The sequence below is a fragment of the Microcystis sp. M169S2 genome (genome assembly GCF_020245865.1).
Lineage (GTDB): Bacteria > Cyanobacteriota > Cyanobacteriia > Cyanobacteriales > Microcystaceae > Microcystis > Microcystis ichthyoblabe_A.
The window spans coordinates 13780-27047 of sequence record NZ_JADBUB010000156.1; the positions used below are offsets into that span (position 1 = coordinate 13780).

At 42.2% G+C, this 13268-nt stretch carries 15 protein-coding genes; 8 read left to right on the plus strand and 7 right to left on the minus strand.

Annotation, left to right across the window (positions count from 1 at the left end; all coding sequences use genetic code 11):
- The first annotated feature begins 65 nt into the window (after positions 1-65).
- Positions 66-617 carry a 1,2-dihydroxy-3-keto-5-methylthiopentene dioxygenase gene (locus IM485_RS15790; protein WP_104396974.1) on the plus strand — a complete coding sequence of 184 codons (552 nt, stop codon included), beginning with the start codon at positions 66-68 and terminating at the stop codon, positions 615-617.
- A gap of 299 nt (positions 618-916) precedes the next feature.
- On the opposite strand, the gene petG is transcribed toward IM485_RS15790, so the two are convergent.
- The 3 genes from petG to IM485_RS15805 form a co-directional block, all read right to left on the minus strand.
- Complete coding sequence (petG, locus tag IM485_RS15795; protein WP_002738052.1) at positions 917-1033, minus strand: cytochrome b6-f complex subunit V; 117 nt, start codon at positions 1031-1033, stop codon at positions 917-919.
- Between the two features lie 220 nt (positions 1034-1253).
- Positions 1254-1739: a hypothetical protein gene (locus IM485_RS15800; protein WP_104397081.1), complete on the minus strand. Its 486-nt coding sequence runs from the start codon at positions 1737-1739 to the stop codon at positions 1254-1256.
- 77 nt (positions 1740-1816) lie between these two features.
- A complete protein-coding gene (locus IM485_RS15805; protein ID WP_104396975.1) occupies positions 1817-2953 on the minus strand; it encodes a metallophosphoesterase family protein in 1137 nt (378 codons plus the stop codon).
- Positions 2954-3018: 65 nt separating this feature from the next.
- Between IM485_RS15805 and trmB the strand changes: the two genes are divergently transcribed.
- The 3 genes from trmB to IM485_RS15820 are packed head-to-tail and all read left to right on the plus strand — an operon-like array spanning position 3019 to position 5117.
- Positions 3019-3654, plus strand: a complete 636-nt coding sequence (trmB, locus tag IM485_RS15810; protein WP_104396976.1) for a tRNA (guanosine(46)-N7)-methyltransferase TrmB — start codon at positions 3019-3021, stop codon at positions 3652-3654.
- 34 nt (positions 3655-3688) lie between these two features.
- Positions 3689-4297 (plus strand): hypothetical protein, encoded by a 609-nt coding sequence (locus IM485_RS15815; protein WP_287744256.1) that lies wholly within the window; start codon positions 3689-3691, stop codon positions 4295-4297.
- A gap of 19 nt (positions 4298-4316) precedes the next feature.
- Positions 4317-5117, plus strand: coding sequence for a tetratricopeptide repeat protein (locus tag IM485_RS15820; RefSeq protein WP_287744258.1), 801 nt, complete (start codon positions 4317-4319; stop codon positions 5115-5117).
- A gap of 142 nt (positions 5118-5259) precedes the next feature.
- Here the strand turns inward: IM485_RS15820 and glgA are convergent, their stop codons facing one another.
- Both glgA and dacB read right to left on the minus strand, forming a co-directional pair.
- Positions 5260-6738: a glycogen synthase GlgA gene (gene glgA, locus IM485_RS15825; RefSeq protein WP_149975366.1), complete on the minus strand. Its 1479-nt coding sequence runs from the start codon at positions 6736-6738 to the stop codon at positions 5260-5262.
- Positions 6739-6955: 217 nt separating this feature from the next.
- A complete protein-coding gene (gene dacB, locus IM485_RS15830) occupies positions 6956-8380 on the minus strand; it encodes a D-alanyl-D-alanine carboxypeptidase/D-alanyl-D-alanine endopeptidase (RefSeq protein WP_287744263.1) in 1425 nt (474 codons plus the stop codon).
- A 174-nt stretch (positions 8381-8554) separates the two neighbouring features.
- Here dacB and gorA point away from each other — a divergent pair, with 174 nt between their 5' ends.
- Positions 8555-9907 carry a glutathione-disulfide reductase gene (gorA, locus tag IM485_RS15835; protein WP_287744265.1) on the plus strand — a complete coding sequence of 451 codons (1353 nt, stop codon included), beginning with the start codon at positions 8555-8557 and terminating at the stop codon, positions 9905-9907.
- Between the two features lie 193 nt (positions 9908-10100).
- Here gorA and IM485_RS15840 read toward each other — a convergent pair whose 3' ends face one another.
- A complete protein-coding gene (locus IM485_RS15840; RefSeq protein WP_287744267.1) occupies positions 10101-10886 on the minus strand; it encodes a slipin family protein in 786 nt (261 codons plus the stop codon).
- Positions 10887-11118: 232 nt separating this feature from the next.
- Between IM485_RS15840 and IM485_RS15845 the strand changes: the two genes are divergently transcribed.
- From IM485_RS15845 to IM485_RS15855, 3 genes are all read left to right on the plus strand, one after another.
- Positions 11119-11604 carry an allophycocyanin subunit alpha-B gene (locus IM485_RS15845; protein WP_052278103.1) on the plus strand — a complete coding sequence of 162 codons (486 nt, stop codon included), beginning with the start codon at positions 11119-11121 and terminating at the stop codon, positions 11602-11604.
- A gap of 186 nt (positions 11605-11790) precedes the next feature.
- Positions 11791-12303, plus strand: coding sequence for a hypothetical protein (locus IM485_RS15850; protein ID WP_287744269.1), 513 nt, complete (start codon positions 11791-11793; stop codon positions 12301-12303).
- Positions 12304-12411: 108 nt separating this feature from the next.
- The gene (locus tag IM485_RS15855; protein WP_287744271.1) at positions 12412-12921 is read left to right on the plus strand and encodes a tetratricopeptide repeat protein; all 510 of its coding nucleotides are present in this window, start codon (positions 12412-12414) and stop codon (positions 12919-12921) included.
- Between the two features lie 183 nt (positions 12922-13104).
- Here the strand turns inward: IM485_RS15855 and IM485_RS15860 are convergent.
- On the minus strand, positions 13105-13268 hold a 164-nt coding region (locus IM485_RS15860), incomplete at its 5' end, for a bluetail domain-containing putative surface protein (RefSeq protein ID WP_502882189.1).

Here is a 13268-nt window from a genome sequence, read left to right on the forward strand (position 1 = left end):
AAAATCGAGCGTCTTGCCTCTGGAAAACTTTAAAATGGAAAAAGTAATCTTGAGGATGACAACCAATGGCGATACTACGCTTAGAGAATGGGACAACCTATACCCAGTTAGCCGATATTAGTCTGGAATTGGCTAAATTAAATGTTACTTTAAACTATTGGCCGATCAAAAACGAGACCGCCCGTCAGCTACTTAAACAAGCTTCTCTGACTGACGAAGAAAAAGAAATAGTTTTAACCAGCTTAGACGGTTATTTTGAGCAACTAAAGCAAGAAGCGGGTTATCAAGCTAGAGATTTAATCGTTTTACACCCTGAAATTGCCAATCTCGACACTTTACTGGCCAAATTCGAGCGCTGTCACACCCACGCTGACGATGAGGTGCGTTATATCATTGATGGAGAGGGGGTTTTTGGCTTCGTCTTTCCCGATGGTTCTCAGGGAGAATTAACTATTCAACCTCAAGAATACATCAATGTTCCCGCCCATAGCCAACACTGGTTTCACCTCACTGCCAGTAAACGAGTTAAAGCAGTGCGTTACTTCACCACTACCGCCGGATGGGTTCCCGAATATACGGAAACCGTTATTCGTTTTCCTAGTTTAACAGCCGTGTAGCTCTTGGTTTTAGGCGATCGCTCTCCCAATAAGACAGATAAGTTTTGCGGGGATGGCAACGCCGGCAGCCACAATCTGTTGGGAGCATCTCACCTTTGTAGCCCCTAAATCAGGTTTTTATGTCAAGCTATTTTGAAAGCCTTGCTAGAAAAAAGTTCTAGGGATAAGTATAATTACTCACTTGCATAAATGAGATGCTCCCAATCTGTTAAGCGGCAAATCTGTCCTGTTGAAAATCTCCCGTCCAGTGCCTAGCCAGACGGGAGATTTTCTCAATTCGGGGGATTGGCATGATAGATTTAGTCTAAGCCGAATTGATTGCCCCGTTTGTACTGTAAATAGGCGGCAACGAACAAACCCGCTAGGGTAATGGGAATTAAGCCTAGGACAATCCCTAGCACTAAAGGTTCAATCACGTCTGTACTCCTTGGATTAGCAATTTTTCACCCGTATTTTATCCTAGCAGGGGTTGCCCGCGAAAGATAGGGCGGACAGCAGGTAGATAGGGCGATCGCGGAAAATTGGTTAATATCAGATCCCCTGCAAAAATCAAAAATTTTCCCTTAGGGGTGTGGCAAGTGGGAAAAATCCCAAAAGGAAAACTTCCTATCTCACCATTAAGATAACTGCTGTACTTTAGGAGCGATCGAGAAAAAATTTTCTCAATTTGCCTTTACCCCAATAGCGATCAATTTCGTGCCAGAGATTGTGGAGACAAAAAACCACTGCGAGACAGAGAGTAACCGCAAGGATTTGAGAGAAACTTTCCCTTTGCCAAAATTTGGCCATTGCCTCCGAAATTACCCGCGTTACCCGATAAGCTTCCAGAAAACCTTCGATCGAGCCGAGAATCAGTGCTGCTAGGGTATAAACAAAGGTTCGATACAGAACACTAACGTAACGGGGACGATTTTCTAACCATTCTAGCTTCATGGCTGCGTCGAGAATGGCCACGGTTTTTGCGGCAAGGATCGCTCCTACGATCGCTTTACCCAAAACGTAGGTGGTAATCGAATACTCTTCCAGAAATAATTTCATGATCAGAAGAATATAACCGAAAGCCAAGAAAAAAAAGAGGGTAAGAGAACCGATTTTTTTTAATTCCTTTTTAAGTGCTTCCATTGATTTTTTTTGATATTTTCTGCCAAGATAGCGGCCGCGTACCATAACTATAAGCTATAGTTAATTATTTATTGCAGCTATTCTCTGAACTCTACCAGCAAGTTTGAGCGCTGATAACTAAACTGATGCTTGAAACTAATTACAGCTTGATTGTCGATAAAATGAGGATTACCTAGGGGATCGACGGCACTGAAAGCGTAGAAATAACGGCGTGCTAGGGGCGGAAAATCGCTAAAATCGAAGATTGTGTCACCTTGGGCCACATCTGCCCAAAAATTGCGTAATTTTGGGGCTAATTCCTCCGCTAGACTCACGGGAAGATTGAGGGGATGGCAGGTTAATAAACGCATCATAAAAGGATAAGAGCGATCGCCTAACCATTGCCGAGAAATAGCGGGTAAATTCTCCCATCCGGGTATATTTTGCAGATGAAAGGATTCTATGGCTAATTCAACCGTGTTTTCGCAATATTCTAGCACCCGGTAGGGATGGGGATAACTGACGAGGGAACCGGTGGTAATTTCATAGATACCTCTAGCAAAAGCCAGATCCTGCACGTGGAGATGGCCGGTAATCAACAATTTTACGCCGTTTTCCTGTAGTATATCGAGCAATTCTACCGCATTAGCCAACATATAGCGTTTACCTAATTCATGATTGCTTTGTCCGGGTAAATGCTCGATAACGTTATGATGGATCATCACCATCACTAGATCGTTTTTTAGCGAGGGTAAAGTCTGTTTTAACCAATGCAATTGTTCTGCATCTAAACTGCCAATTTGTTTACCTTGCTCATCAAATTGATTAGAATTAAGACCGATTAATTGCACTCCGGGTAAAATTTCTTTTTGGTAGTATATTTGTTCGGGATGGCTGTAACCAAATTGTTGATAATAAAAGGGAAAATCTGCTAAACCGATCTGGTTTTCTGTTGCGGTTAAACTCAAAACATCATGATTACCCGGCACCACATAGACAGGAAAGGGTAAAGTGGCTAAACAATCGGCTAACCAACGATGATTTTCTGGTTCACCATCTTGGGTTAAATCGCCAGCAATCAGCAGAAAATCGAGGTTAAGGGTGATGAGATGGTCTAAAACAATTTTTAAAGCGGGAATACTCACTTCCACCAGATGAAAGCGATTAGAATGGTTCAAAATGGTGGTGGGTAAAGCGATATGAGGATCGCTGAGAATGGCGAAACGGAAATTCATCGCATGCAATTGGGCTAAATATCGGTAAACTAGATTGATTGAGGAGAAATGAGGAGAAAATATCTTTGGCTAAAGTTCGCGTTCGTCAGCACGTCAATCCCTTAAGTCATAAATATCGCCATCCGATCAATCCCCCCGATTGGGATCAAGTTTATCAGGATATGACGCAACTTCTCCATCTTGACATTGGTTGTGCGCGGGGTAAATTTTTGTTACAAATGGCCCAAGTATATCCAGAAATTAATTTTTTGGGGATTGAAATTCGTCAACCTTTGGTAATTGAAGCGAATCAGGAACGGGAAAGGTTAGGATTAAGAAATCTCGCTTTTGTTTTTGGCAATATGAATGTTACCCCAGAAATTTTACTGCAATCTTTGCCCGCAGATAAGTTATTTTGGGTGTCGATTCAATTTCCCGATCCTTGGTTTAAACAGCGTCACAGTAAGCGTCGAGTCGTGCAGCCGGAATTAGTCATAGCTTTGGCTAAGTATATGGTAGCTGGAGGCTGGGTTTTTTTACAGTCGGATGTGGAATCGATCGCCCTGGAAATGACGGAGAGATTTCAAGCACATCCCCATTTTGTTCGGCAACATGAAACCCCCTGGTTAGAGGAAAATATTTTCCCCGTACCGACGGAAAGGGAAAAGTCCACTTATAATAAGGGTCAACCGGTTTATCGCTCGCTTTTTCGAGTTCGGTAGCTTCAGCTAAAATATCTTGGCACTGTCTCAAATCATGGTTATAAATCTCGACTCACCCCTAATACTTGAGGACAATAATCGCCCCCCTGTCTCTCAATTGCTAGAATTTCTCTTAACCAAAGAAAAAAACACTAAAAAAACTAAAGAAAATCTGACTTTTGAGGCTTTAGTCGGTACTTGGCGATTATACTTTATCACAGGAACTCAAAAAGCGAAAAAGAGAGCGGGAATTGTTTTGGGTAAGGGGCGCTATCTCCCATCCTGGTTAAAAATTACCATCTCTTACCAAAGAAATGAGAGCTTAGAACTGGGAGAATTTGTCTCTGGAACCGTCAGCAATCAGATATTTTTAGGGGCAGTAAAACTATCTGTAAGCGGTCCGGTTAAGTTTTTTCCTAAAACCCGTCTTCTTGCCTTTGATTTTACCCGGCTCAACCTAACCCTATTTAATCGCTCTCTCTATTCTGGTTTTATTAGAAATGGCCAGGTAAGCGAAGCGAATTTTTATCAGGAAAGCATCAAAAAACAGGCATTTTTTGCCTATTTTCTGATCACAGAAACAATGATAGCAGCCCGGGGACGAGGGGGAGGATTAGCCCTTTGGGTAAAAGAGGTAAGTGAGACAAAACTAGCTGAAAAATAAGTTATTAGAGGAGAAATAGATGGGATATTCTATCGAGGTAGATGGGACAAATTTTGACAGTGAAGTGATCGAGAAATCTTATCTAAATACAGTTATTTTAGACTTTTATGCTGTCTGGTGTGGACCCTGTAAATTGGTAAAACCGATGCTGGAAAAACTGGCAAGTGAATATAATTTTATCCTAGCCAAAATAGATATAGATAAAAATCCCGAATTAGCCGAACAATACGATGTGGAAGGAGTTCCCGATGTGCGAATTGTCAGCAAGGGAGAAGTGTTACCCTGTTTTGTCGGTGCTTTGCCAGAAGAACAAATTAGAGACTTATTTTCCCGTCTCGATTTACAATCGGAATTAGAAACAGGATTAGCAGAAATACAAGAAGCGATTGCCCTCGATAATTTGCCCGCAGCTAAACAATTATTTGATCGTCTTTTCCCTAAATATCCCAACGAACCGCGATTAATTATTATGGCGGTCAAATTTCTCATGCGTCTAGAAAAATGGTCAGATGCCTATCGATTAATTAGTGCTATTAAAGAGGAAAATCCTGTTATAAAAGGTTGGAAAACTCTCCTAGAATTTCAACAATTAAAACCAGAAAATAATCCCCTCGATCTGATATTTTTTACTGGGATTAATTTCGCTTTAAAAGAAGATTATGCCGCTGCTTTAGATAAACTGATCAGTCTGGTGGAAGAAAGTAGAAAATATCGTCAGGATGGGGCAAGAAAAGCCATGTTAGCTATATTTCAGATTTTGGGGGTTAGTCATCCCCTCACCCAAGAATACCAAGCAAAGTTAACATTTCTGCTCTACTAAGTAGGGTTTGATGAAAAAGTTTGTTGATGGGGTTAAGAGTCAGGAATCGGTCAAAACTAAAGCAATTCCCCAGTAATTTCAACAAATCTATTCCTCGAATTTCTGTTGACAATTGCCAGGGAATTGCTAGAGACAAGACAGCTTATTTGTGGCGAATCATTTCATAGAGGGCAACGTATTCTTCGCCTGGGCCATTCCAAGAGTAATCGCATTCCATGCCTTGAATCGCTAATTTTTGGAATTCTTCTGGTTGAGTGTACCACAATTCTAATGCTCGGGACATGGCTGATTCGAGGGCATTATTATCGGGATCAAAAAAGACAAAACCATTGCGTTCTTCGGGTTTGTGATAGGTATCATAATCGCGATCAAAAACCGTATTAACTAAACCACCAACTCCCCGGACGATGGGAACGGTTCCGTATTTTAAGCTGATTACTTGTGTCAGTCCGCAGGGTTCAAAATTACTGGGAACCACAATCATATCAGCCCCCGCATAAATGAGGTGAGATAATTCCTCATTAAAGCCCAATTCAATATGAACATCAGGGTTATTATTTAGGTGATTTTTCTCATGCCAGAACCAGTTATTAATTAACGATTCGGTGGCGGAACCTAAGAGGACAAATTGCGCCCCGCGAGCTAAGGCATAATACATGGCATGGTGAACTAAATGTACGCCTTTTTGGTCATCTAAACGACCGACATAACAAATTAAGGGTTTTTCTGGTTCATCTCTTAACCAGAGTCTTTCTCGCAGTGCCTTCTTATTGCCTGCCTTCTCGGAGAAGGTATCAATACCGTAGGGTGCAGGAATAAATTTATCTACTTCCGGGTTCCAGATATTGTAATCTAAACCGTTGAGAATGCCAGTAAATTTGTGTTGATGCTGGTGAATTGTATGACCTAAACCGTAACTAACATCGGTGTGGTGTGCTTCCCAAGCATGGTGGGGTGAGACGGTATTGAAATAGTTGGCAAAAACGATGCCACCTTTCATAAAATTAATCACAAAAGGATTGAAGTTATCGCGTAGTCGGGCATAGCTGAAGTAGTAAGGATCGTTATTTAATCCTGTTGCCCAGAGAATTTCTGCACCTCCAAATCCTTGGTGCTTAAAGTTATGGATGGTGTAAAGAACGCGCTGATTGCCCATACCATGATATTTATAAATTTCAAAAAGTAAGGGCGGAATTAAACCGGTTTGCCAGTCGTGACAATGAATTATATCGGGACGTTTATTACTTCTGAGCAAAAATTCTAAAGCGGCTTTAGAGAAGAAGGCAAAACGCATATTATCGTCTTTACAGCCGTAGTAAGTGCCGCGATTAAAGAAATTATCCCCCGAATTGGGTTGAATAAAGAAACACAAGCGCCCGTGTACCCAACCACAAAAAACGTTACAGTGAATTGCCCCACCGTACCAAGGCACCCACAAGTCCCGATAAGCCTCGTGTAAGCCCCAAATTTGGTCGTAGCGCATACAATCATACATGGGTAGGATTAGCTCCACGCAATGACCGCGAATTTCTAATTCTCGACTCAATCCATAGACCACATCCCCCAATCCCCCAGCTTTAATCACTGGGGCGCACTCGGAGGCAACCTGAACTATATACATATATCAATAACTCCCTCGATTAATCTACAGGTCAGCTAGAAGCAATTTTTACAAAAGTATACAGTCTTCTGTGATTAATTGACTCGATCGATCGAATTAGTTGGGGTGTTGGGGTGTTGGGGTGTTGGGGTGTTGGGGTGTTGGGGTAGTGGGGAATTTAGCTGAAATTTCCCTATCTCCCCAAATCCCCAAATCCCTATCTCCTGTCTCCTAAAGATTAACAGCGTTTTAACTGTCCTAGGAGCAAAATCACCTCATCGATGCCGTTTCTGAGAGTATTGGCGGGTTTATCGCTGTTATTGACGGTTATGCTAAAGATTAGGGGTTGATTGTCGGCGGTTGCTAGATAACCCGCGAGGGCGACAACTCCGGTTAATGTCCCAGTTTTTGCCTGTAATCGTCCTTCTAGGGGAGTCTGGCGAAATCTATTGGTTAAAGTGCCATCAATGCCGCCAATAGCTAAAGAACGGCGATAATCAGGTTTTTCTGCCATTAGTTGTAAAATTTGCCCTAAAGTCTTAGGTTTAATCAGGTTTTGTCGTGATAGACCCGAACCGTCGCCGATTTTATAACTATCGCTGTCAATTCCCAGTTTTGTTAAAGTTTCTTGCAATCCCGAGACACCGCCGAGCATTTGTAGTAGGGTTTCGGCTAGTAAATTATCGCTATTTTTATTGACTTTTTCCACCAAATATGCTAGGGGTTCTGATTCTAAATTGGTGATCTCATAACCGAGAATTTCTGAGCTAATTTCGGCGGTTTTAACGGTAATTCCCGCTTTTTCAAGGATATTACGCCAGCGATCGAGGAAATATTCCGAGGGTTGGGGAATAGCTAAATTAAAATCATCTTGACTATCAATAGCCAGAGAACCAGTGATAATCAGGCGATTATTGGCTAAATTGCCCCTAATTGCCAGAGTATTCGGGCTTCCTGGCGCTGCCGTGCTGGTTTGATTCTCAATTAGCCATTGTTTAGCGGCAATGGGATCAGACCATTGTAAATCTAAGCTTTGCCCCAATTGTCGCGGTAAAAGCTTTAAAGTGACGGAATTTTCGTTTAAAACCAAGCTAGAAGCGGGTACAGCATAGTCAAAAAAGACATCTTCCCATTCCCAAGTTTTTTGACTATCGGAGACGACAAAAGGACTAGCAACGACAATTAAGCGAGAAATTGAGTTAATTCCCCCTGCTTTTAACTTTTCTGCTAATTTTTCTAACTTTTCTGTGGTTATGGTGGCATCTCCCCTCCCGACTAAGGTTAAAGTTTCTAAATCGGGGGGGTTGCCTTGGGCTAAAATGGGGGTTTTCAGACGATAATCGCGGTTAAATTTGCTGAAAGCGGCGGCAGTGGTTAATAATTTCGCAGTAGAAGCGGGAGTAAAAAAGTTATTTTCGTGGAGACTATAAAGATTTTCCTGAGAATTGAGGGATTTTACTAAAATTCCCCAATAAGCGCCTTGATAATCGGGTCGGGCCAAAATGCGATCAATCCTGGTGGCTAAGTCTGCTGGACAGATAAACTGGGAAGGGGGGGAATTGTCTTGACTGATGGGGTTTGCGAGGGTGAGGGGATGGTTTACCCAGAGAAATAGGGAACAAGTCCCCAAGAGAAAAGATAATTTCGATCGGCGTGTTAGCATAGAATTAAATCTTGGCAGTAGTCAAATTGGCTCTAATTTAGCAGCATTAGTGACTATATTGTGCTAGTTACTCGATAGATTCGGTTAGGGATTGATCCGAGATATTCGCTCTCCTTTTTGCCCTGAAAGTTTTTTGATTCCGTCAAATTTCTATTTATTTGCGAGGATATTTTTATGAGTTATGATTTTGATCTATTCGTGATTGGTGGTGGTTCTGGGGGTATTGCCACCGCTAGACGGGCTGCCGAATACGGGGCAAAAGTGGGATTGGCAGAATACGATCGTTTAGGAGGAACCTGTGTTAATCGCGGTTGTATTCCCAAAAAATTAATGGTTTATTCTAGTCGTTTTCCGCAACTATTTAAGGATGCGGAAGGTTACGGTTGGAGTCCGGTAGAGAGTCAGTTAAATTGGCAAAAATTAATTAGCGCGCTTAATCAGGAAACTATCCGTTTAAATGGCATTTATCAAAAGATGCTCGATAATTCTCAAGTGACGATTTTTCCTAGTTATGCCAAGTTTCTTGATAGCCATACCCTCGAGGTGGGAGATCAGAAAATTACTGCCGATAAAATTTTAATTGCCGTGGGGGGACATCCCGTTAAACCTGATATACCGGGGATCGAACATACAGTAGTTTCTGATGCCATGTTTCAACTGCCAGAACAACCAAAAAGAATTATAGTTTTAGGGGCGGGATATATTGGGGTAGAATTTGCCGGTATTATGCACGGATTAGGGACAGAAGTAGTGCAGTTAATCCGTAAAGACAAGATTTTAAGAGGGTTTGATGAGGATATCCGCGATGAGATTCAAGCGGAAATGATCCGTCAGGGAATTAAAATTATGCCCCAAACTTTCCCCACTTCGATCGAGAAAACTGCCGAGGGTTTAAAAGTACATATTCAGGGTAAAGAAATCTCAGAAATCTTATTTGTTGATGCCCTAGGATTAGCCGCTACTGGAAGAATCCCTAAGCTGGAAAAATTGGGCTTAGAGAATGTCAATGTTGAGGTAAAAAACGGGGCAATTGTTGTCAACGAGTATAGCCAAACCAGCGAAGACAATATCTATGCCGTGGGCGATTGTACTGATAAAATTAATTTAACTCCCGTCGCCATTAATCAGGGGCGAGCTTTTGCCGATACAGTCTTTGGTAATAAACCCCGGTTAATGAGTTATGAAAACGTTCCTTCGGCAGTATTTTCTACTCCTGAAGCGGCGACGGTGGGATTAACAGAATTGCAAGCAAAAAAACAATATGGTGACACGGTAATTAAAGTTTATCGGTCTAAATTCCGCCCCGGTTACAATGTTTTACCGGCCCGAGAGGACAAAACTTTGATGAAATTAGTTGTCCATCAGGAAAGTGGTAAAATCCTCGGAGCGCACATGGTGGGAGATCACGCCGCCGAAATTATTCAAGGAGTAGCCATTGCCGTAAAAATGGGCGCGACAAAAGCTGATTTTGATGCCACTGTCGGCATTCATCCCAGTGCTGCCGAGGAATTTGTCACCATGCGTTAATCAGCAATTTTAGGTGTGTTAGATAGGTGTTAAAAATTGTCAGCTACCCCCCTTATTAAGGGGGGATTAAGGGGGGATCCCCCCGCCTATCGGCACCCCCCTTATCAAGGGGGGCAGGGGGGATCAAAGACAAAATCTATCTTCAATTTAATTATAACCACTTACTTAAACCAACCTAACACACCAGAGAAAATTAACCTTTTTGGCTATTGACAATTGAGCCATTTTGTGATAGTTTTTCGGTTAATTTTTGAGCGAGATTTAAGATATCAGAGGGAAGCATAATCACGGTACTGGTGTTATTTTCCGCTCCAATTTCCGTTAACATTTGTAGGCGGCGTAATTCCAAAGCGGCGGGATTTTCCATGATTAATCGGGAAGCTTCCGCTAATTTTAAGGAGGCTTCCTGTTCTGCGGCAGCTTTAATCAAACGGGCCCGTTTTTCTCGCAATGCTTCCGCTTCCTTGGCCATAGCTCGCTGCATACCAGTGGGAATTTCCACATCTTTTATCTCCACCCGTTCGATATCAATGCCCCAGGGTTCGCTAATTTCATCGACAATTTGTTGGACCGCGTGATTAATTTTGTCCCGTTTTTGCAAGACATCATCGAGATGATTTTGACCGACTACATTTCTTAAAGTGGTCATGGCCGCTTGATAAACGGCCGCGGGGTAGGATTCGACTTTATTAATCGCTTTGCTAGGGTCGATAATACGATAGTAGAGAACCGCATTAACCTTAATTGTGACATTATCGGCGGTGACAGTTTCTTGCGGGGCGATATCGACGGTTTTAGTGCGAATATCCAGCTGCATTTTTTGGTCAACTAGGGGAATGATCCAGTACAGTCCGGGGCCTTTGGTGTCTTGATAACGACCTAGGCGAAAGATAACACCACGCTGGTATTCTCGATCGATTTTAAAGCCATTTAATCCCAGAATGCCCGCTACCAACAGCAAGGGTGCTAAAAATTCCATATTAATTACCACTTATCGGGTTCAAGTTAATCAGTGTGCGGTGACATCTCAATTGCCATCTCCTCGCTCCTGACCACTAATACATTCATTCTATACAGTAACCGGGCTGTCGGGGAAACTCATAACGAAATATTACAATTTTTAGGAATTGCCTAACCAGCAGGGATGACTCGACTTCCAGACCCCGACCTGAGATAAACTACAGAATGTTATCAGAATTTACCTTGATATTATGAGCGTAGTTAGCCAAGTCATCCTCAAAGCCGACGACGAACTTCGTTATCCTAGTAGTGGTGAACTACAGGGTATCGGGCAATTTTTAAAAACCGGTGAGCAGAGAATTCGCATTGCCGAGACTCTCGCTGAAAATGAGAAAAAAATCGTCGATCAGGCTCAAAAACAACTGTTCAAGAAACGTCCCGATTATAGAGCTCCGGGAGGTAATGCCTACGGTCAGCGTCAATATAATCAATGCTTGCGCGATTATGGTTGGTATCTGCGTCTAGTTACCTATGGGGTATTAGCCGGAGATAAAGCACCGATCGAACAAACAGGTCTGATCGGGGTCAAAGAGATGTATAACTCTCTTAATGTTCCCGTCCCCGGCATGGTGGAAGCGATTCGTTGTCTCAAAGAGGCCGCTTTAGGTCTTTTGACTCAAGAGGATGCGGTGGAAGCAGCCCCCTACTTCGACTTTATCATCCAGTATATGTCCTAAGCGATCGGGACAACTCCACGGGTCTGAAGTCTGAAAAGGGGCAATTTCGTCTCTTTCAGAGTTCAGGCTTGACTTTTTTCAGTGATCAGTGATCAGTAAACAGTGAAAAGACAGTAGGAAACTGCCATTTAATACTGCTTACTTAATACATACTACTCACTGATAACTGATAACTGATAACTGATTATGTTTTGGCGTATTATACTACTTACTTTTCTGATTCCATCGGTCTATGGGGTGTTTGGCTGGTCGATCGCCCATGAGCGTTTATCATGGAGTGATTGGTTACTTGCCCGCGGTGATGAGATGAATTGGACTCTCACTAGCGAATGGCTAGAAATCATCATCTATATCCTAGCGGTAGGGGTTATCCTCTCAATTGCCCTCGGATTAACTCTGTTTAGTGACTTAATGCCGCTATTTTTCCGCAGTTGGTTTAAAAACGATATTAGCGCTGTATTATCAATTCTCGGCTGGTCTTTGGCGGTAGTCTTTATCTTCCACAAGTGGGCGGTATTTAGCCGAGTGTTAATCCTGTTAGCTGCTACTATCCTCGGCCGTCTAGAACTTCAGGAAGCGGGTTACAATAGGTGGCAAGTTTTCCTGATGATCACCATCCTCTGCTTAGGTAGTTTTGGCTTGGGCATTTGGGCTTATAATCTTTGGGGTCAGGAATTTCATCAAGTTACTACTGATTAATCTTATCTGGTGCGTGGGGTGCGGATTACTAATTTTGGTTTTTCATTCCAAGGTTATCGCCGCAAACACGCACCCTACAAAATTGCTTATCTCTAATTGTTAAAAAGTATGCCAAAAAAAAATAACGATACGCTCAAACGAGTCTTAATTGTTTCCTCTGGTTTAGTATTTCTGGCTTTAATGGTGGTGCCAACTTTGGGTTTACTGAAAAATAATAATTCTAATTCTAACCAAGGCAATCAACCCGGGCAAGAGGCAACTATTCCCCCCGAAAAATTACAAGAAATGGTCAAAGGTTACGAGAAAATTCTCGAACGTGAACCAGATAATCCCACTGCTTTGCAAGGACTGGCCCAAGCTCGCCTACAGTTAAAAGATTTTATCGGAGCTAGAGAACCTTTAGAAAAGTTATATCAAAAATATCCCAACAATCTAGAAGTTATGCTAGTTCTTTATGGAACAAGATTACAAACTCAAGACGTTTCTGGAGCCAAAAATATCCTAGAAAAATTAGTCAAAAACTATCCCCAAGAACCGAAGTTTAAGGAGGAATTAACTCGTTTAAATCAAGCGATCGCGGCAGCTTCCAAACAGCAACCCCCAGAACCTAAAAAGTAATGAATCAAAATCCAGACTTATTTATTCACCACTAACGTTGTTTGTCTTATCCAGAAAACGGGTTTCTTCAAGAAACCCGTTTTCTAGGTTAATGCTTCTTTCCGGGGTTCATCATAATTGGCGGTTGTTGGGTTCATTTTTAATCATTATGCTAACCGAATCACAGAAGGAGAGCTTAGACACTTAAACAAAGAAATTACCCACTGGAATGTTCCCTAAAGCTGGTAAAGTGCCAGTAAATCCGGTGATATTTATTAATAAATCATTGCTGGATTGGAAGCCAGCCGTGCTATCATTAATAACGAGGTAAGTTCCAGCTATTGCACCGGTTGTTACTTGCACTAAGG